The following is a 20,129-nucleotide window of genomic DNA, read 5'->3' as shown; positions in this document are numbered from 1 at the left end:
AGAAACAGTCGATTTTTCAAACAAAAAAGATTAAGGGGGATTGAATAATGAACAATCAAGAAATCAGTATTATTATTGCTGATAGCGACTGTGAATTAATAGCACGTCAGCTTACAGCAGCGAACACAAGAACAGGGATGAGGGTTCTTGATAAGGTAAGTGATGGGGAGAGTGCGATCGAATCAATAAAAAAATATCAGCCAGATGTTGTACTTTTAGATATCTGTCTTCCGGTTCTGGATGGATTAGGGGTAATGGAACAGATCCGGGAATCAGGCGAATGCCCAGATACATTATTTGTCATTGTAACATCGGTTGGTTCGCAGAGACTGATACGGTGCGCGTTCGAACTGGGGGCATCTTTTTATGTATTGAAACCATATAATTCTGAGCAGCTCATTGCAAGAATTCATCAGATTTACAACAGAAGAAAAGAGGTACAGACTGAGATCTCAAAAGATCTGATCTGCATCCAGAATAGAGAGGAATTGTCTGGTGCAGCGAATAATATTGAGAGTGATGTAACGGATATTATCAGGGATATAGGAATTCCGGCTAATATAAAGGGTTATCAATATATTCGTGAAGGAATCATTATGGCAGTAAACGATGTCAATATGTTGAATTACATAACGAAGCTTTTATATCCGACGATTGCAAAGAAATATAAAACGACATCATCCAGCGTAGAACGTGCGATTCGTCATGCGATCGAGGTTGCATGGAGCAGAGGACAGATCGATGTGATCAATGATATTTTTGGATATACGGTGAATGCTGGTAAAGGAAAACCAACGAATTCAGAATTTATTGCACTGATCGCAGATAAGCTCCGAATCGAATATCGAAAAAGAGCATGATGTGTATAAAAAGTTCCTTGTTTGTTGACGTATAATGAGAGAAACGTGTATAATAGATAAGGTGCTGAAATAAAAGATGGAAATCCCGTATAAGACAGGGATCCTAATAAATAAAAAACAAAACAGAGCGCCATGGGGGCTCTGTTTTTTGCTGTAAAGGAAGAAGAAATGATAGAAACAGTAGCGTCAGCAGATATGCTGATCGATGAGGTAATGCGGGTAAAGAAAAATCGTCTGGCTCCCGATTTTGCCACAGGAAAAGAAAAAAGATTAAGTATTGTATCCGGTGTACATGGAGATGAAGTGGCAGGACAGTATATCTGCTATGAGGTGATCCGACGGATCAAAAAGGATTTTGATAAATTAAAAGGAATCGTGGACATATATCCGTTTATTAATCCAATGGGCTTAGAAGCACAGGTGAGAGATGTTCCCGTGTTTGATATTGATATGAACACATTGTTTCCGGGTTCTACAGAAGGAACGGTCGGGGAGTATACGGCGGCACTTGTGCTGCAGGATATTAAAGGTTCGGATATCTGCGTCGATCTGCATTCCAGCAGCGTATATTTGAAAGAATTACCACAGGTACGGGTGAATTCGGATATTGCCGATGATATTCTTCCGTATGCTGCCAGAATGAATACGGATGTTGTATGGGTGCATCCATCCTCTACCGTTATGGAAGGAAGCCTTGCATACTCGTTAAATGAGATTGGAGTAAAGAGTATGGTCGTAGAATCAGGTGTTGCACTTATGATCGATTATGACTATGCGGATCAGATCGTTGAAGGATTATTTTCATTGATGGAATATATGGGGATCTGGGACGGCTGCGCATATAATACACATATGCCGAAGATTGCCCGAGATACGGATGTTTCTTTTGTGAATGCAGAGAGCAGTGGTATCTTTATACCAAAGGTAAAGCACTCAGGCGTAGTCGAAAAGGGAGATGTGATCGGACAGATCGTAAATGTACTGACCGGTTCTGTCGAAGAGACGATCCTGTCACCAAGAAGAGGCGTGGTATTCTCACTTCGTGCTTATCCGGTGATCGAGGAAGGCTCGCTGGTTGCCAGAATATTTGGAGGTGTGACAAATAATGCGTAAAGAGATCATATATACGATGAACACCGCCTATCGTGGAGAATATTCCATTAAAGGCTTCAGCTTCGGAACAGGAGAAAAGGCGGCATGTATCATGGGCGCTATGCGCGGAAATGAATTCCAGCAGTTATACATCTGCTCCCTGCTGTCAAAAAAATTAAGTGAACTTGAGACAAGAGGAGCAATCGTATCGGGAAAACAGATACTGCTGATTCCATCCTTAAATTACAGTTCCTTTAATGTCGGTAAGAAATACTGGATCTCTGATAATTCTGATGTGAACCGTGCTTTTCCGGGAAATCCGGAAGGACAGGCGACCAGCAGGATAGCGGCAGCGGTTATGGATCATGTAAAAGATTATGCGTATGGAATACAGTTTGCAAGCTTTTATATGGATGGAGAATTTATCCCGCATGTCAGAATGATGGAGACGGGAAAGCAGAGTACCAGTCTGGCCAATCTGTTTGGTCTTCCTTATGTTCTGACAGCAGAACCGAGGGCATATGATAAGGCAACTTTAAATTATAACTGGCAGATCGGAGGAACCGAGGCGTTTTCCGTGTATTCCGGTGTGACGGAGAAGATTGACGGTGAGAGTGCAGCACATGCGGTTTCAGCGGTACTCCGATTCCTGACCAGAATGGGAATCATCCGGTACAACTGTCATGCAGGTTATATATCGACTGTTCTTGATGAGGAGGAACTGCTGTCTGTAAAGTCAGATAAATCCGGTGGTTTTTTAAAGCGGTTTGTAAGTCCGGGAGATGAAGTGGTTCGGGGAAATGTTATTGCAAATGTTATAAATCCGATGACCGGAGAGATCGCAGCCGATATTTACGCACCGACAGATGGAATTATTTTCTATGCGCAGAATGCACCGATGATCTATCAGAATTCAGTGGTATTCAAGCTTATCCGCAGACTGCACAATTAAAGATGGCTGTTTTGAGGTTTATTCGGTAAACAGCAACAATTTAAAAAGAAAAGCTGAAAAAAGCTATTCAATGAATTTCAAAAGTGGTATCATAGGCGTTGTGAAACGCTTGTAATAATATGAATTCCCGAAATATGGGAAAAAACATATGATAAAAATGGAGGTTTTTATGAGCACAGTTAAGAGAGTTTATGTTGAAAAGAAGCCTGACTATGCAGTTAAGGCAAAGGAACTTCATGACGAGATCAAGAACTATCTGAATATCGATGCCGAGTATGTAAGAGTACTGGTTCGTTACGATATTGAGAATCTGTCTGAAGAAACATACAAAAAAGCACTGGTTACAGTATTTTCAGAGCCACCGATCGATATGATCTACGAGGGAGATAATCTTCCAATGGCAGATACAGATAAGGTATTTTCTGTTGAGTTCCTTCCGGGACAGTTCGATCAGAGAGCAGATTCAGCAGAACAGTGTGTTAAGCTTTTAAATGAAGATGAAGATCCTATCATAAAGACAGCCACAACATATATTTTATCCGGTAATGTAACGGATGAGCAGTTAAAAGCAGTTATGGAATACTGTATCAACCCGGTAGATTCCAGAGCCTGTGGTATGGAGATCCCTGAGACACTCGTTACCGAGTATGATGAACCGGCCGATGTTATTATCTTTGATGGTTTTAAGGATATGGCTGAGGACAAGTTAAAGGAGTTATATGATTCCCTCGGACTTGCGATGACATTTAAGGATTTCCTTCATATCCAGAAGTATTTCAAGGGTGAAGAGAAGCGTGATCCATCTATGACAGAGATCCGTGTGCTGGATACATACTGGTCTGATCATTGCCGTCATACCACATTCTCAACAGAGCTTACAAATGTTGAATTTGATGATGGTGATTATAAGGATATGCTTGAGAAGACATTTGATGCTTACCGGGCAGAGATGAAAGAAATGTATAAGGACAGAGATGATAAGTTCATCTGTCTGATGGATATAGCCCTTATGGGTATGAAGCAGTTAAAGGCAGCAGGCAAATTAGACGATATGGAAGTATCCGATGAGATCAATGCCTGCAGTATCATCGTTCCTGTAGAAGTAGACGGTGAGACAGAGGAATGGCTCGTATTCTTCAAGAATGAGACACATAACCACCCAACTGAGATCGAACCGTTTGGTGGTGCTGCTACTTGTCTTGGTGGTGCGATCCGTGATCCGTTGTCAGGTAGAGGATATGTATATCAGGCTATGCGAGTAACCGGAGCAGCAGATCCTACAAAGTCTTTAAAGGATACTCTTCCTGGAAAGCTTCCACAGAGAAAGATCGTTACGACCGCAGCAGCAGGTTACAGCTCATATGGTAACCAGATCGGTCTTGCAACAGGACTTGTAAATGAAATATATCATCCGGATTATGTAGCAAAGAGAATGGAGATCGGAGCAGTTATGGGTGCAGCTCCAAGACGTGCGGTAAAACGTCTGAATTCTGATCCGGGAGATAAGATCATCCTTCTCGGCGGACGTACCGGTCGTGACGGTTGTGGTGGAGCAACCGGATCATCCAAGGCACATAACAGCCAGTCTCTTGAGACCTGTGGTGCAGAAGTACAGAAGGGTAATCCTCCAACAGAGAGAAAGATCCAGCGACTGTTCAGAAGAGAAGAAGTTGCTTCTATCATAAAGAAATGTAATGACTTTGGTGCCGGCGGTGTATCCGTAGCGATCGGAGAACTTGCACCTGGTCTGGTTGTAGATCTGGACAAGGTTCCAAAGAAATATGCAGGTCTGGATGGAACAGAGCTTGCTATTTCAGAATCTCAGGAGCGTATGGCTATCGTAGTAGATCCAAAAGATGTAGATACGATGCTTAAGTATGCGGATGAAGAGAATCTGGAAGCCGTTGTTGTAGCAGAAGTAACAGAAGAACCAAGACTGGTTCTGACATGGAGAGGAAAAGAGATCGTAAATATCTCCCGTGCATTCCTTGATACAAACGGCGCACATCAGGAAACAGATGTTAAGGTAGAGATTCCTGCAAAGGCAGATAATTATTTCGATTCTGTAAAAGAACCGGAAGATGTAAAGAAAGCATGGATCGACACATTATCAGATCTGAATGTATGTTCACAGAAGGGTCTTGTTGAGATGTTCGACAGCTCAATCGGAGCAGGCACAGTAACGATGCCATATGGTGGAAAGTATCAGCTTACACCGACACAGACAATGATCGCAAAGCTTCCTGTTATGAAGGGTAAGACCGATACGATCACAATGATGAGTTATGGATTTGATCCATATCTGTCAAGCTGGAGCCCATATCATGGTTCTGTATATGCAGTTGTAACATCTGCAGCAAAGATCGCAGCAGCTGGTGGTGATGTTTCAAAGATCCGTCTGACCTTCCAGGAGTATTTCAAGAGACTCGGAACAGATCCATACAGATGGGGTCAGCCATTTGCAGCCCTGCTTGGTGCATATGATGTTCAGGTCGGACTTGGACTTCCATCTATCGGGGGTAAAGACAGTATGTCAGGAACCTTCAATGATATCGATGTTCCTCCGACACTGGTTTCCTTTGCAGTTGATGTTGCAAGTTACATGAACGTAGTAACACCGGAGCTTAAGAAAGCAGGCAATGTGCTTGTTAAGCTTGATATAGAAAAAGATGAAAATGATATCCCGGTATATCAGAATGTACTTGCCATGTACGATCTGTTACATCAGGCAATCCTTGCAGACAAGGTAGAATCTGCTTACGCTGTAGGATTTGGTGGTATGATCGAAGCTGTCAGCAAGATGGCATTTGGTAATAAACTGGGTGTAGATATTGATACCTGTATTACAAAGAGAGAACTGGTTTCCAAGGATTATGGTTCAATCATCCTTGAAGTGAAGCCGGAGAATGTAAATACACTTGGTATTCCGGTTAAGAAGATCGGTACTGTAAATAACAGTGCAGCATTCACCTATGGTGATGTAACAGTTACAATGGATGAAGCACTTGCTGCATGGACAAAGACACTGGAGAAGGTATTCCCGACAGAGTCAGGTGTAGAACAGAAGAAGATCGAGACCGGTCTTTTTGATGCAAAGACCGTATATACAGCAAAGAATAAGGTTGCAAAGCCAAAGGTATTCATTCCTGTATTCCCGGGTACAAACTGTGAATATGATTCTGCAAAGGCATTTGAACGTGCAGGTGCAGAGGTTGAGACGATCGTATTCCGCAACATGACAGCACAGGGCATTCGTGATTCTGTAGATGCATTTACAAAGGCAATCAGCCAGTCACAGATCATCATGTTCCCGGGTGGATTCTCCGCAGGTGATGAACCGGATGGTTCCGGTAAGTTCATCGCAACAGCATTCCGTAATGCGAAGATCGCAGATGAGGTTATGAAGCTGTTACAGCAGAGAGATGGTCTTGCACTTGGTATCTGTAACGGATTCCAGGCACTGATCAAGCTCGGACTGGTTCCTTACGGTGAGATCCGTCCACAGACAGATGATTCACCTACATTGACGATCAACAGCATCGGCCGTCATCAGTCCAAGATGGTTTATACCAAGGTGGTAACAAACAAGTCCCCATGGTTAAAGGAAGCTGAACTTGGTGGTGTATACACAATCCCAATCTCACATGGTGAGGGAAGATTTGTTGCAAGCAAGGAATGGTGCGAGAAGCTGTTTGAAAATGGTCAGGTTGCAACACAGTATGTTGATATGAATGGTAACCCGACAATGGATGAGTACTACAATGTCAATGGTTCTTACTATGCGATCGAAGGTATCACAAGCCCAGATGGTCGTGTACTTGGTAAGATGGGACATTCAGAGCGTACCGGTCGTGCGGTTGCAGTCAATATCTATGGCGACCAGAACCAGAAGATTTTTGAAAGTGGTGTAGATTACTTCAAGTAAGAGAATAATAGATCATAAATAAAAGCCCGCATGATAGGATTGAGGCATAACCGTTTGGTGGCTGAGAGAGGATTATGCGGGCTTTATTATTTATCAAAGCCCATATAAGCGGATGATTTTGACAAGTGCTATGGCAATTCGGAAAATGGGAAAAGGTTTCTCATGGGTTCTGAGATAAATATAAAGGAGTCAGGGACTATGGATTTAAAAGAGAAAGGGTACAACAGAAGAGAACGAATGGAATGGCTGGTTATAATGCTGGTTGTCAGTCTGCTGTGCATGATACCATGTATGGGGAAACTGCTTCCGCAGGGAGACGATATGACTTTTCATATTCTGAGAATAGAAAGTGTTTATCATGCAATAAAGACCGGACAGGGTTTCCCTGCATATATTTATGATAAACTGCTGGAGGGGTATGGTTATGGAGCAGGAATCTTTTATCCGGATATCCTGCTGCTTCCTGCAATCCTGCTTCGTTTTATGGGACTGTCACCGGCAGGAGCCATGAAGGGATATATTTTCCTGTTGCTGTTACTGACCTGTTATACATCATACCGGGCAGGAAAAGTAATTGGAAAAAGTCATTTTGTGGGGCTTGTTACGATGGTATTGTATACAATGGGACATTATCATTTGGAAGATATATACAGACGGTCGGCAATGGGAGAAGTTGTCGCTATGGCATTCATTCCTCTGGTATTTCTGGCATTGTATGATTATACAGAACGGGAAGAACGGAGAAAAGGGTTGTTATGTCTGGTATTTTCCGGTTTGCTGCTCTGTCACACGATCAGCTTCGTGTTATGTGTTGGAATCGCTGTGGTATGGGTGCTGATCCGTATCCGAAAGGTATGGGATAAAAAGCATATTCTGGGCGTGCTGGCTGAGATTTTAGGTTGTGTACTGCTGACTGCATTTTACTGGATTCCGGTATTGGAACAATTTGCGGATGGAACATTTTATGTCAGTACGAATCCGGCATTTGAGACACAGGATGAGATGATGACGATGCTTGGTATTGTAAGTGGAAGACTGTCAGTTTCCTTTGCAGAGCTTGGTATTTTCCTGTTACTGGTAATGCTTGGACTACGGTCACAGATAAAAAATAAAAAGGCAATTCTGTGCCTTTGCCTTGCAGTTGGTTTGTTACTCATAGAAACACGGTTGTTCCCATGGAAATTATTAGATAAAACACCGCTTATCAGTCTGCAGTTTCCATGGAGACTGAATATGTTCACAGAATTTTTTGTAGCATTTGGAATCGGAAACCAGTTATATGTATTATACAGACACAGTCTTTTATCCGAGAAAAACTGCAAACTGTGTTTTGTGCTCTGCGTATTGGCCGGTGTCTTTAATCTGAGTGTCGTATGGCAGGTGGAGATCCTTCGGCACATGGATTATTCATATGACTATATCGAGACACCAGCAAATACAAATGAGATCGGCTTTTGTGAATGGCTGCCATCAGAAGCGGACAGAGGACAGACAGTGTTCAGTGATAACAGTGGAACGATATGGTTGTATGGAGAGAATGAGAAGACGGAGACAGGTGAATATCATTCAGATGGAAGCTATTCCTTTGATGTAAATGGTACTTATGACAGTTGTGTTGTTCCGAAATATTACTACAAAGGATATGAAGCAACTGTAGCCGATCCGGCCGGCAGTCAGGAACTGCTTCCGGTTTCCAAAGATCCGGATACCGGACTGGTCAGACTGGAACTGAATGGGAAAAGCGGAACGATTTGTGTCTGGTACGGAAAAACCACAATGCAGACAGTATCGAAATGGATATCTCTGCTTAGTCTGTTGCTTATCGTTGCTTTTGGTGTGATCCAGTTCCTTACAAAGTATAAAAGTGGACGGGAAAATACAGACACACAATACATCTGATTTTGTGGAATGCATTAAGTGATGAAATCACGAAATATTACAATAATCTAAAAAAGTACATAACGCTTTTGACTGGTGTCGGTTTTGCAGATAGGCGAAGCCGACACTTCTTTTTGGAATAGGTGTTGGAAGGGGGATTTCTACGATACGTCCATCCTTCAGGTAGCTTTCAGAGAATTCCCGGACAACACTGGCGATTCCCATACCGATCGCTGCGAAGTCAAGCAGGAGATCCATGTTATTGATCTCAAGAAGCTGGTTACAGTGGAATGAATGTTTATTCAGATAGTTATCGACATGGGTTCTGGTTACATTTGCCTCCTCTAACATCATAAGTGTAGAGTGGCGGAAGATATCCCGGATATGATCTTCGGTCAGGACTTCAGAATCCGAAACGGACTGCTGTACATTCATAAGCGGGATCAGGTTCCCTATGATCGAGCCGGAAAATATCGGATAGCTGGCAGCTTCCGGTTGTGTATCGGCGGTTTCTTCGCCTGCTTCCAGACCGGCTTCTGTTTCCCGGTATGGAAAATTATCGATATAATCACTATTTGCCACGAAAATATCATGGATGGAGCGTATATGGGAATAAGTGATATTTTTAGGTAGTTCCGTTTCGCAGATCAGACCGATGTCGATTTCTTCATTTTTTAAGAGTCGGATCGTATTTTTGGTAGAGTGGCAGTCGATGCTGACCTTGATATTCGGGTTATCTTTGATGAAGGGCTTCAAGTAGTCCAAAAGGATATGCTTGCAGAGAGAGGTGCTGACACCGATACGGATATGACCAATCCCAAGTTCGTTGTATTTTTTCAGACTTTCTTCTCCCTTTACAATGTTATCCAGAGCACGTTCGATATAGTCATACAGGATCGTTCCTTCTTCGGTCAGGGCAACGCCCCTGGAATTGCGGACAAAGAGTGCAATCCCTATGCTTTCTTCCAGATTGCTGATCGCCTTGCTGACTGCGGGCTGGCTGATATAAAGCTGGTTTGCGGCACGGCTGATGCTGCCAGTCTTTGCAACCATGTAAAACACATTATAATAATTCAGATTATTGATCATGGCGTCCCTCCGATATATAAATACAAGTTATACAATGTATTACTATTATATATTGTAATTATACCAGCCGGTGTGGTAAAATCAATAAAAATATTCAATAACAAAATGCGTGAAATAGCGACAGTTATTTACAAAATAAGATTTAGGATCAGGAGGACAAAGCACATGGGTATGACAATGACTCAGAAGATTTTAGCTGCACATGCAGGACTTGACAGCGTGGAAGCCGGACAGTTGATTGAGGCAGATTTGGACCTTGTACTTGGAAATGATGTTACAACACCTGTAGCAATTCATGAGATGGACAAATTCAATAAGAAAGAAGTATTTGATAAGAATAAGATTGCACTTGTAATGGATCACTTTACACCGAATAAGGATATTAAGAGTGCAGAGCATTGTAAATGTGTCAGAGAATTCTCGGCAGAGAACCAGATCAAGAATTTCTTTGATGTAGGTTCTATGGGTATTGAGCACGCTCTGTTACCGGAGCAGGGACTGATCGTTGCAGGCGAGACCTGTATCGGTGCAGATTCTCATACATGTACATATGGTGCACTTGGTGCATTTTCAACCGGTGTTGGAAGTACTGATATGGCAGCCGGTATGGTGACAGGCAAAGCATGGTTTAAGGTACCATCTGCGATCAAGTTTAATATTGTAGGAGAGAAAGCACCTTGGGTCAGCGGTAAGGATGTTATCCTTCACATCATTGGTATGATCGGTGTAGACGGCGCATTATACAAATCTATGGAATTTGTTGGTGACGGTATTAAGAACCTGACCATGGATGATCGTTTTACTATCGCAAATATGGCAATCGAAGCAGGTGCCAAGAACGGAATCTTTCCGGTGGATGAATTAACAGAAGCATACATGAAGGAACATTCCACAAAGGCTTACAAGAAGTATGAAGCAGATGCAGATGCAGTTTATGATGAAGAGTATACGATTGATCTTTCTACACTTCGTCCAACAGTTGCATTTCCACATCTGCCGGAGAATACAAAGACAATTGATGAAGTTGGCGATATCAAGATCGATCAGGTTGTGATCGGATCCTGTACAAATGGACGTATTTCCGATATGCGTATTGCAGCAGATATCATCAAGGGCAGACAGGTAGCACAGGGTGTTCGTGTCATCGTGATCCCCGGAACACAGGAAGTATACTTACAGTGTATCGAAGAAGGACTCATGACGATATTTGTAAAGGCAGGCGCTGTAGTTTCCACTCCTACCTGTGGACCATGTCTTGGTGGACATATGGGTGTTATGGCAGCAGGAGAAAAAGCCGTATCCACAACCAACCGTAACTTTGTAGGACGTATGGGTCATGTTGATTCAGAAGTATATCTGGCAAGCCCGGCTGTTGCAGCAGCATCAGCGATCACAGGCAAGATCAGCAGTCCGGAAGAACTTGGATTATAATTAAGGAGGGTACGCAGAATGAAAGCATATGGTACAGTACACAAATATGGTGACAACGTAGATACAGATGTTATTATCCCTGCAAGATATCTGAATTCATCAGATCCTGCGGAGCTTGCAAAACACTGTATGGAAGACATAGATAAGGAATTTGTAAACAACGTAAAAGCAGGAGATATCATTGTGGCAAAGAAGAACTTTGGCTGTGGTTCCTCCAGAGAGCATGCACCGATCGCGATTAAAGCATCCGGTGTAAGCTGTGTTATCGCAGATACATTTGCAAGAATTTTCTATCGTAACTCGATCAATATCGGACTTCCGATCATTGAGTGCCCGGAAGCAGCAGAAGGTATCGAGGACGGTGATGAAGTAGAGATCAATTTTGACAGTGGTATCATCTACGATAAGACAAAGGATACCCGGTATAAGGGGCAGGCATTTCCTCCATTCATGCAGGAGATCATTAAGAATGAAGGCCTGATTAACTACATTAACAACAAGTAATGCACATTTGAATAACTCTATGCTATGCAAGCTTGCTTGCATACAGCATAGGAGTTATTCAAATGTATAGTGCGCAGCACAAACCGAGCCGAAAGGCGAGGTTGCATTACTTGGTAAAGAAAAGGCATATGCCAATAACTCTATGCTATGCAAGCTTGCTTACATATAGCATAGAAGTTATTCAAATGTATAGTGCGCAGCACAAACCGAGCCGAAAGGCGAGGTTGCATTACTTGGTAAAGAAAGGCAGGAATAAAAGATGAAATTTAATTTAGCAGTGATCAAGGGTGACGGTATTGGCCCTGAGATCGTAACAGAAGCAATGAAGGTTCTGGATAAAGTTGGTGAAGTATATGGTCATACATTTGATTATGAGCAGATCCTGATGGGTGGATGCTCGATCGACGCAACCGGAGTGCCGCTTACAGATGAGGCAGTAGCAGTAGCAAAATCAAAGGATGCCGTATTGTTAGGTTCCATTGGTGGAAATACTTCTACCTCGCCATGGTATAAGCTTCCTCCAAATTTAAGACCGGAAGCAGGACTTCTTAAGATCCGTAAGGAGCTTGGATTATTTGCAAACTTAAGACCGGCAAATCTTTATGAGGAGTTAAAGAGTGCCTGTCCGTTAAAGGAAGAGATCGCAGATCGTGGATTTGACATGATGATCATGCGTGAACTGACAGGTGGCCTGTATTTTGGAGCAAGAAGTACAGAGGAGATCGATGGTGTGTTAACTGCACATGATAACCTTGTATATAATGAGAATGAGATCCGTCGTATTGCGATTAAGGGTTTTGATATCGCAATGAAGAGAAGAAAGAAAGTTACATCTGTAGATAAGGCAAATGTTCTGGATTCTTCCAGATTATGGAGAAAGATCGTAGAAGAAGTGGCAAAGGATTATCCGGAAGTAAGCTACGAGCATATGTTAGTTGATAACTGTGCAATGCAGCTTGTAAAGGATCCTGCACAGTTTGATGTTGTATTAACAGAGAATATGTTCGGTGACATCCTTTCCGATGAGGCATCCATGATCACAGGTTCGATCGGTATGCTTCCGTCTGCATCCTTAAATGAGACGAAGTTTGGTATGTATGAGCCAAGCGGCGGATCAGCACCGGATATTGCAGGACAGAACAAGGCCAATCCTATCGCAACGATCCTGTCGGCAGCTATGATGCTTCGCTTCACATTTGACTTGGATAAGGAAGCAGATGCAGTAGAGCAGGCTGTAAAACAGGTACTGGTAGATGGTTACAGAACATGTGATATCATTTCGGAAGGAATGACACCGGTAAGCTGTTCTGAAATGGGAGATTTAATTGCAGAACGCATAAAATAAAGGAGAGTATAGAGATGAAGAGTGATAATGTAAAAGTCGGAATGCAGCAGGCGCCACATCGTTCCCTGTTTAATGCACTCGGTATGACAAAGGAAGAAATGGAACGTCCGCTGGTAGGTATCGTATGTTCTTACAATGAGATCGTTCCGGGACATATGAATCTGGATAAGATCGCACAGGCAGTTAAGATGGGAGTTGCTATGGCTGGTGGTACACCTGTCATGTTCCCGGCAATTGCAGTCTGTGATGGTATCGCTATGGGACATATCGGTATGAAATATTCATTAGTAACCAGAGATCTGATCGCTGATTCTACAGAAGCAATGGCAACTGCACATCAGTTTGATGCACTGGTTATGATCCCGAACTGTGATAAGAATGTACCTGGTCTGTTAATGGCTGCAGCAAGAGTAAATGTACCTACCGTATTTGTATCCGGTGGCCCAATGCTTGCAGGTCATGTAAAAGGTCATAAGACCAGTCTTTCCAGTATGTTTGAGGCTGTTGGTTCTTATTCGGCAGGAACCATGACAGCAGAAGATGTAAATGAATTTGAATGTAAGGCATGTCCTACCTGCGGTTCCTGTTCCGGTATGTATACAGCGAATTCCATGAACTGCTTAACAGAAGCACTTGGTATGGGACTTCCTGGAAACGGAACGATACCTGCGGTGTATTCTGAGCGTCTGAAGCTTGCAAAGCATGCAGGTATGGCTGTTATGGATATGTACAGAAAGAATATCAGACCAAGAGATATCATTACAAAAGAAGCGATCATCAATGCATTAACCGTTGATATGGCGCTTGGATGTTCTACCAACTCCATGCTTCATATTCCGGCTATCGCACATGAGATCGGGTTTGACTTTGATATTTCCTATGCAAATGAGATCAGTGCCAAGACACCAAACTTATGTCATCTGGCTCCTGCAGGTCCTACTTATATGGAAGATCTGAATGAAGCCGGTGGCGTATACGCTGTTATGAATGAATTAAAATCCGCAGGTCTGTTAAATGAAGACTGTATGACAGTAACCGGTAAGACGATCGGTGAAGCTGTTGACGGCGTAGCAAATAAGAATCCGGAAGTTATCCGTACACTGGATAATCCATATAGTAAGACCGGTGGTCTTGCAGTATTAAAGGGAAATCTTGCACCGGACGGTTCTGTTGTAAAGCGTTCCGCTGTTGTACCTGAGATGATGGTGCATGAAGGACCTGCAAGAGTATTTGACTGTGAAGAAGATGCGATTGCAGCGATCAAGGGCGGTAAGATCGTACCCGGTGATGTCGTTGTTATCCGTTATGAAGGACCGAAAGGAGGCCCTGGTATGCGTGAGATGTTAAATCCAACATCAGCGATCGCAGGTATGGGACTTGGATCATCAGTAGCCTTGATCACAGACGGAAGATTCTCAGGAGCCAGCCGTGGTGCATCCATCGGACATGTTTCACCGGAAGCAGCAGTTGGTGGTCCGATCGCACTCGTAGAAGAGGGAGATATCATCAAGATTGATATTAACAATACTACGATCACGTTAGATGTACCGGATGATGTGCTTGCACAGAGAAAGGCTGCATGGAAGCCAAGAACACCGAAGGTAACAACCGGTTATCTTGCAAGATATGCCGCTATGGTAACATCAGGAAATCGTGGAGCGATCTTAGAGGTACCAAAGGCTGATAAGTAGAGAGTATTAAAGGAGCAAAAGGAAAATGGCAAAGAAGATATCAGGTTCTGAGATAGTAATTGAATGTTTAAAAGAACAGGGTGTTGATATTGTGTTCGGGTATCCGGGGGGCGCAATCTTAAATGTCTATGATGCCTTATATAAGCATCAGGAAGAGATCACGCATGTACTTACATCACATGAGCAGGGGGCAGCACATGCCGCTGACGGATATGCAAGAGCAACAGGTAAGGTCGGTGTCTGTATGGCTACATCCGGTCCCGGTGCAACAAACCTTGTAACGGGAATTGCAACTGCATATATGGATTCCGTTCCGATGGTTGCGATCACCGCAAATGTCGGAGTAAATATGCTTGGTAAGGACAGCTTTCAGGAGATCGACATTGCAGGTGTTGTAATGCCGATCACAAAGCATAGCTTTATCGTAAAAAATGTAGAAGATCTGGCACCGACGATCCGACGTGCATTTAAGATCGCAAAGAGTGGAAGACCAGGTCCTGTCCTTGTTGATATTACAAAGGATGTTACGGCTGCAGAGGCAGAGTATACATATGAAGAACCGGCAGTGATCGAGCGTAAGACAGATACAATCCGGGAAGAAGATATAAATAAAGTGATCGAGATGATCAAAGTATCCAGAAGACCATATATCATGGCAGGTGGCGGAGTGATCATTTCAGGAGCTTCCGAAGAATTAAAAGAATTTGCCGAGAAGGTAGATGCACCTGTATGTGATACACTTATGGGAAAGGGCGCATATGATGGTACAAGCGAGCGTTATACCGGCATGATCGGAATGCACGGAACCAAGGTATCGAATCTTGGAGTATCCAGATCCGACCTTGTGATCGTGGTAGGAGCACGTTTCTCCGACCGTGTCATTGGAAATGCTTCCAAGTTCGCACCAAATGCAAAGATCATTCATATTGATATCGATGCAGCCGAGATTGATAAGAATATTCCGGCAAATGCAAGCATTGTGGGTGATGCTAAAGAAGTTCTGACGATATTAAACAGTAAACTTCCAACTCAGTCAAATCGTTCCTGGATGGCAGAAATCAAGGATTTAACAGAGAAAAATCCGGTCACATACGACATGGATCACTTAAATGGACCGGCAACTATCAAAAAAATCTATGAAATTACCGAAGGAAATGCTATAATCACTACTGATGTAGGTCAGCACCAGATGTGGGCGGCACAGAATTACACTTATAAGGAGCCAAGAACTTTCCTTTCATCAGGCGGACTTGGTACTATGGGATACGGTGTCGGTGCAGCTATCGGCGCAAAATATGGCAGACCGGATAAGACTGTAGTAAATATCGCAGGAGACGGATGCTTCCGTATGAATATGAACGAGATTGCGACAGCAGCCCGTTATAAAGTACCTATCATTCAGGTGGTATTAAATAATCACGTTCTCGGAATGGTAAGACAGTGGCAGAATCTGTTCTACGGACAGCGGTATTCGAATACAGTATTAGATGATTCTGTTGATTTTGTAGCAGTATCAAAAGCACTTGGGGCAAATGCAAGTAAGATCACATCGATCGAAGAGTTTGAAACAGAGTTTAAGAAGGCATTGACAGCAGATGGTCCGACCGTACTGGATGTTATGATCGATTCCGATGATAAGGTATGGCCTATGGTAGCTCCGGGTGCTGCAATCGACACCTGTTTCACAGACAAAGATCTTGATAATTAAAAATAACAATAATAAAAAAGAAGGAGATAAAAAATGGCAAGAGTATTTAACTTTTCAGCAGGTCCATCCATGCTTCCTGAATCTGTATTAAGAGAAGCAGCAGAAGAAATGCTTGACTACAGAGGAACAGGCATGAGTGTTATGGAGATGAGTCATCGATCGAAAGCATTCGATACGATCATCAAAGAGGCAGAACAGGATCTTCGAGATATCATGGAAATCCCTGATAATTACAAAGTATTATTCTTACAGGGCGGTGCTTCCCAGCAGTTCGCTGCGATACCTATGAACCTTATGAAGAATGGTGTAGCGGATTACATCATCACAGGTCAGTGGGCAAAGAAAGCGTACGAAGAAGCTAAAAAATATGGAAAGGTAAATGCTGTTGCTTCATCAGCAGATAAGACATTCTCCTATATCCCGGATTGTTCTGATCTTCCGATTGATGAGGATGCAGATTATGTATATATCTGTCACAACAATACAATCTATGGAACTACATATCACAAGCTTCCAAATACAAAGGGTAAGATTCTGGTAGCAGATATGTCATCCGACATTCTGTCTCAGCCGGTCAATGTATCTGACTATGGTATGATCTACTTTGGCGTACAGAAGAACGTAGGTCCGGCCGGTGTAGTAGTTGCGATCATCCGTGAAGATCTGATCCGTGATGACGTTATGCCATTTACACCAACCATGTTAAAGTATAAGACACAGGCAGATGCAGATTCTCTTTACAATACACCACCATGCTACGGTATTTATATTTGTGGCAAGGTATTCAAATGGGTAAAAGAGATGGGTGGTCTTGCAGCTATGAAGGAGCACAATGGGAAGAAGGCAGCAATCCTTTACAATTTCTTAGACAGCTCCAAGATGTTTAAGGGAACTGTAGTAAAAGAGGATCGTTCTTTAATGAATGTTCCATTTGTTACAGGTGATGAAGAATTAGATGCCAAGTTCGTAAAGGCTGCAACAGAAGCTGGTTTTGTAAATCTGAAGGGACACAGAACGGTTGGCGGCATGAGAGCATCGATCTACAATGCAATGCCGATCGAAGGTGTTGAGAAGTTAGTAGAATTCATGAAGGATTTCGAAGAGAAGAATTCATAATAAGAGCATTCTGCATGCAGTCCTTTGGGATTGCATGCGGAGGCGGATATAAAGGAGAGTTAAATAAAAATGGCAGTTAAAGTGAATTGTTTAAATCCGATCGCTGCATGTGGCATGAAGCTGTTACCGGATACATATGAAATAACGGATAATTATGCAGACGCAGATGCGGTCCTGGTAAGAAGTGCATCCATGCATGATCTGGAACTTTCAGACAAACTCCTGTGTGTTGCAAGAGCAGGTGCAGGTGTAAATAATATTCCACTTGATAAATGCGCAGAAAAGGGCGTTGTAGTATTCAATACTCCAGGTGCAAATGCAAATGGTGTTAAGGAACTGGTTGTAGCAGGTCTGCTTCTTGCTTCCCGTGATCTGATGGGCGGATACAACTGGGTAAAGGACAATGCTTCTGACGAGAACCTTGCAAAAGCAGTTGAGAAGCAGAAAAAGCAGTATGCAGGTAATGAGATCGCCGGCAAGAAGCTCGGCGTTATCGGTCTTGGTGCGATCGGTGCCAAGGTAGCAAATATCGCAGTCAGACTTGGAATGGAAGTATATGGTTATGATCCGTTTGTATCCGTTGATGCAGCATGGGGCTTATCCAAATACATCAAACATATTACAAATGTAGAAGATATCTATAAGGAATGTGATTATATCACGATCCATGTTCCAGCACTTCCTGCAACAAAGGGAATGTTGAATGCAGATGCATTTGCCATGATGAAGGATGGTGTCAGAATCCTGAACTTTGCAAGAGATGTTCTTGTAAATGATGAAGATATCAAGGCAGCACTTGCAAGCGGCAAGGTAGCAAAATATGTAACAGATTTCCCTAATCCGGCAATCGCAGGTACAGAAAATGTAATTGCATTACCACATCTTGGTGCCTCCACAGAAGAATCTGAAGATAACTGTGCGATCATGGCATGTAAAGAAATCACAGACTTTATGGAGAATGGTAATATCAAGAACTCCGTAAATTATCCAAATGTAAATATGGGCGTATGTGGTGATACTGCCAGAGTTACAATCTGCCATAAGAATATTCCTAACATGCTGACACAGTTTACAGGCGTATTTGCAAAGCAGGGCGGAAATGTATCGGGAATGATCAGTCAGGCAAAGGGTGAATATGCATACTCAATCCTTGACATTGATAAGGTTCCTACAGAAGACGATATCAATGCATTGCTTGCAATTGATGGTGTTATCAAGGTTCGCGCGATCTAAGAAAAAAGATTAGGAGATTAGTAAAAATGAGTGATAAACTGAAAGTTGGTATTCTTGGTGCTACCGGTATGGTAGGACAGAGATTTATAGCATTATTAGAGAATCATCCATGGTTTGAGGTTGTAACAGTGGCTGCAAGCCCAAGAAGTGCCGGAAAGACATATGAAGAGGCAGTCGGCGATAGATGGAAGATGGATACTCCGATGCCGGAGGGCGTTAAGAAGCTCATCGTTCATAATGTAAATGAAGTAGAACAGGTTGCTGCAACTGTAGATTTTGTATTCAGTGCAGTTGATATGTCAAAGGAAGAGATCAAGGCGATTGAAGAAGCATATGCAAAGACAGAGACTCCTGTAGTATCCAACAACTCAGCACATCGCTGGACACCGGATGTTCCTATGGTAGTACCTGAGATCAATCCGGAGCATATGAAGGTCATTGATTTCCAGAAGAAGAGACTTGGAACAACCAGAGGCTTTGTAGCAGTAAAACCAAACTGCTCCATCCAGTCTTATGCACCGGTTCTTACAGCATGGAAAGAGTTTGAGCCATATGAGGTGGTTGCTACCACATATCAGGCAATCTCAGGTGCAGGTAAGACCTTTAAGGACTGGCCGGAAATGGTTGGAAATATCATTCCATATATCGGTGGAGAAGAAGAAAAGTCAGAGAAGGAACCACTTCGTATCTGGGGTAAGATCGAGGATGGAGTGATCGTTCCTGCAACAACACCGGTTATCACATGTCAGTGTATCCGTGTTCCTGTATTAAACGGACATACAGCAGCTGTATTTGTTAAGTTCAAGAAGAATCCTACAAAGGAACAGTTGATCGAAAAGTTGGTATCATATAAGGGCGTTCCTCAGGAGCTTGAGCTTCCAAGCGCACCAAAGCAGTTCATCCAGTATCTGGAAGAAGACAATCGCCCACAGGTATCAATGGATGTTGACTTTGAACATGGTATGGGAATCAGCGTTGGTCGTCTTCGTGAAGACACTGTATATGACTGGAAGTTTGTTGGTTTATCCCATAATACAGTCAGAGGTGCAGCAGGTGGTGCTGTCCTTTGCGCAGAGTTATTAAAAGCACAGGGATATATCACAAAGAAATAAATGTTCATAAAGCAATAAGTTGAAAAAAGGAGGTTCTTTTAGAATATACAAAAAGAGCCTCTTTTCTTTCATAACATAATGCAAGATTTGTATGAGGAGGATAAAATGCTGGGGGTCTGGTTTATTATATGTGTTATTTTTCTTACAGTGTTTCGTTATATATGGAAAAGAAAGGAAAATAATCCATGTATGT

14 protein-coding genes are annotated in these 20,129 nt (G+C 42.8%); 13 read left to right on the top strand and 1 reads right to left on the bottom strand.

The genetic code is table 11. The features are described from left to right. Positions 1 to 47 precede the first annotated feature (47 nt). The 5 genes from spo0A (at position 48) to DWY07_RS00315 (ending at position 8,728) form a co-directional block, all read left to right on the top strand. Positions 48 to 860: a sporulation transcription factor Spo0A gene (gene spo0A / locus DWY07_RS00335; RefSeq protein WP_117821905.1), complete on the top strand. Its 813-nt coding sequence runs from the start codon at positions 48 to 50 to the stop codon at positions 858 to 860. 168 nt (positions 861 to 1,028) lie between these two features. Further along, a complete protein-coding gene (locus DWY07_RS00330) occupies positions 1,029 to 1,973 on the top strand; it encodes a M14 family metallopeptidase (protein WP_117785519.1) in 945 nt (314 codons plus the stop codon). Next, positions 1,966 to 2,904, top strand: coding sequence for a M14 family metallopeptidase (locus tag DWY07_RS00325; protein WP_117821904.1), 939 nt, complete (start codon positions 1,966 to 1,968; stop codon positions 2,902 to 2,904). The genes DWY07_RS00330 and DWY07_RS00325 overlap by 8 nt, the downstream gene beginning before the upstream one ends. A gap of 169 nt (positions 2,905 to 3,073) precedes the next feature. Next, the gene (locus tag DWY07_RS00320; protein WP_117807396.1) at positions 3,074 to 6,829 is read left to right on the top strand and encodes a phosphoribosylformylglycinamidine synthase; all 3,756 of its coding nucleotides are present in this window, start codon (positions 3,074 to 3,076) and stop codon (positions 6,827 to 6,829) included. 198 nt (positions 6,830 to 7,027) lie between these two features. Next, entirely contained in the window at positions 7,028 to 8,728 is a 1,701-nt protein-coding gene (locus DWY07_RS00315) for a DUF6541 family protein (RefSeq protein WP_173783372.1), read from the top strand. A gap of 27 nt (positions 8,729 to 8,755) precedes the next feature. Here DWY07_RS00315 and DWY07_RS00310 read toward each other — a convergent pair whose 3' ends face one another. Beyond that, complete coding sequence (locus tag DWY07_RS00310) at positions 8,756 to 9,796, bottom strand: LysR family transcriptional regulator (protein ID WP_117821902.1); 1,041 nt, start codon at positions 9,794 to 9,796, stop codon at positions 8,756 to 8,758. Between the two features lie 165 nt (positions 9,797 to 9,961). Between DWY07_RS00310 and leuC the strand changes: the two genes are divergently transcribed. The 8 genes from leuC (at position 9,962) to asd (ending at position 19,936) form a co-directional block, all read left to right on the top strand. Beyond that, complete coding sequence (gene leuC / locus DWY07_RS00305) at positions 9,962 to 11,227, top strand: 3-isopropylmalate dehydratase large subunit (RefSeq protein ID WP_021944394.1); 1,266 nt, start codon at positions 9,962 to 9,964, stop codon at positions 11,225 to 11,227. Between the two features lie 18 nt (positions 11,228 to 11,245). Then, positions 11,246 to 11,731, top strand: coding sequence for a 3-isopropylmalate dehydratase small subunit (gene leuD, locus DWY07_RS00300; protein ID WP_021944395.1), 486 nt, complete (start codon positions 11,246 to 11,248; stop codon positions 11,729 to 11,731). Positions 11,732 to 11,990: 259 nt separating this feature from the next. Further along, the gene (gene leuB, locus DWY07_RS00290; protein ID WP_117821901.1) at positions 11,991 to 13,076 is read left to right on the top strand and encodes a 3-isopropylmalate dehydrogenase; all 1,086 of its coding nucleotides are present in this window, start codon (positions 11,991 to 11,993) and stop codon (positions 13,074 to 13,076) included. 14 nt (positions 13,077 to 13,090) lie between these two features. Beyond that, on the top strand, positions 13,091 to 14,767 hold the full coding sequence (gene ilvD / locus DWY07_RS00285) for a dihydroxy-acid dehydratase (RefSeq protein ID WP_008402912.1): 1,677 nt from the start codon (positions 13,091 to 13,093) through the stop codon (positions 14,765 to 14,767). A gap of 25 nt (positions 14,768 to 14,792) precedes the next feature. Further along, positions 14,793 to 16,475 (top strand): biosynthetic-type acetolactate synthase large subunit, encoded by a 1,683-nt coding sequence (gene ilvB / locus DWY07_RS00280; protein ID WP_117785426.1) that lies wholly within the window; start codon positions 14,793 to 14,795, stop codon positions 16,473 to 16,475. Between the two features lie 33 nt (positions 16,476 to 16,508). Then, entirely contained in the window at positions 16,509 to 17,591 is a 1,083-nt protein-coding gene (gene serC, locus DWY07_RS00275) for a 3-phosphoserine/phosphohydroxythreonine transaminase (RefSeq protein ID WP_117821900.1), read from the top strand. Positions 17,592 to 17,660: 69 nt separating this feature from the next. Then, on the top strand, positions 17,661 to 18,824 hold the full coding sequence (locus DWY07_RS00270; RefSeq protein WP_117821899.1) for a phosphoglycerate dehydrogenase: 1,164 nt from the start codon (positions 17,661 to 17,663) through the stop codon (positions 18,822 to 18,824). 26 nt (positions 18,825 to 18,850) lie between these two features. Further along, positions 18,851 to 19,936 (top strand): aspartate-semialdehyde dehydrogenase, encoded by a 1,086-nt coding sequence (gene asd, locus DWY07_RS00265; protein WP_008402908.1) that lies wholly within the window; start codon positions 18,851 to 18,853, stop codon positions 19,934 to 19,936. Positions 19,937 to 20,129 lie beyond the last annotated feature (193 nt).

The sequence above is a fragment of the Clostridium sp. AF23-6LB genome (assembly GCF_003461085.1).
Classification (GTDB): Bacteria; Bacillota; Clostridia; order Lachnospirales; family Lachnospiraceae; genus Coprococcus; species Coprococcus ammoniilyticus.
The sequence above is the reverse complement of the archived record's forward strand: the minus strand, read 5'-3'. Positions and strand labels throughout refer to the sequence as shown.

Bases quoted from the DNA above. Each gene is read 5' to 3' on its own strand.
- spo0A (WP_117821905.1), top strand. From the start codon at position 48: ATGAACAATCAAGAAATCAGTATTATTATTGCTGATAGCGACTGTGAA.
- DWY07_RS00330 (WP_117785519.1), top strand. From the start codon at position 1,029: ATGATAGAAACAGTAGCGTCAGCAGATATGCTGATCGATGAGGTAATG.
- ilvB (WP_117785426.1), top strand. From the start codon at position 14,793: ATGGCAAAGAAGATATCAGGTTCTGAGATAGTAATTGAATGTTTAAAA.
- serC (WP_117821900.1), top strand. From the start codon at position 16,509: ATGGCAAGAGTATTTAACTTTTCAGCAGGTCCATCCATGCTTCCTGAA.
- leuB (WP_117821901.1), top strand. From the start codon at position 11,991: ATGAAATTTAATTTAGCAGTGATCAAGGGTGACGGTATTGGCCCTGAG.
- DWY07_RS00320 (WP_117807396.1), top strand. From the start codon at position 3,074: ATGAGCACAGTTAAGAGAGTTTATGTTGAAAAGAAGCCTGACTATGCA.
- DWY07_RS00315 (WP_173783372.1), top strand. From the start codon at position 7,028: ATGGATTTAAAAGAGAAAGGGTACAACAGAAGAGAACGAATGGAATGG.
- DWY07_RS00270 (WP_117821899.1), top strand. From the start codon at position 17,661: ATGGCAGTTAAAGTGAATTGTTTAAATCCGATCGCTGCATGTGGCATG.
- leuD (WP_021944395.1), top strand. From the start codon at position 11,246: ATGAAAGCATATGGTACAGTACACAAATATGGTGACAACGTAGATACA.
- asd (WP_008402908.1), top strand. From the start codon at position 18,851: ATGAGTGATAAACTGAAAGTTGGTATTCTTGGTGCTACCGGTATGGTA.
- leuC (WP_021944394.1), top strand. From the start codon at position 9,962: ATGGGTATGACAATGACTCAGAAGATTTTAGCTGCACATGCAGGACTT.
- DWY07_RS00310 (WP_117821902.1), bottom strand. From the start codon at position 9,796: ATGATCAATAATCTGAATTATTATAATGTGTTTTACATGGTTGCAAAG.
- DWY07_RS00325 (WP_117821904.1), top strand. From the start codon at position 1,966: ATGCGTAAAGAGATCATATATACGATGAACACCGCCTATCGTGGAGAA.
- ilvD (WP_008402912.1), top strand. From the start codon at position 13,091: ATGAAGAGTGATAATGTAAAAGTCGGAATGCAGCAGGCGCCACATCGT.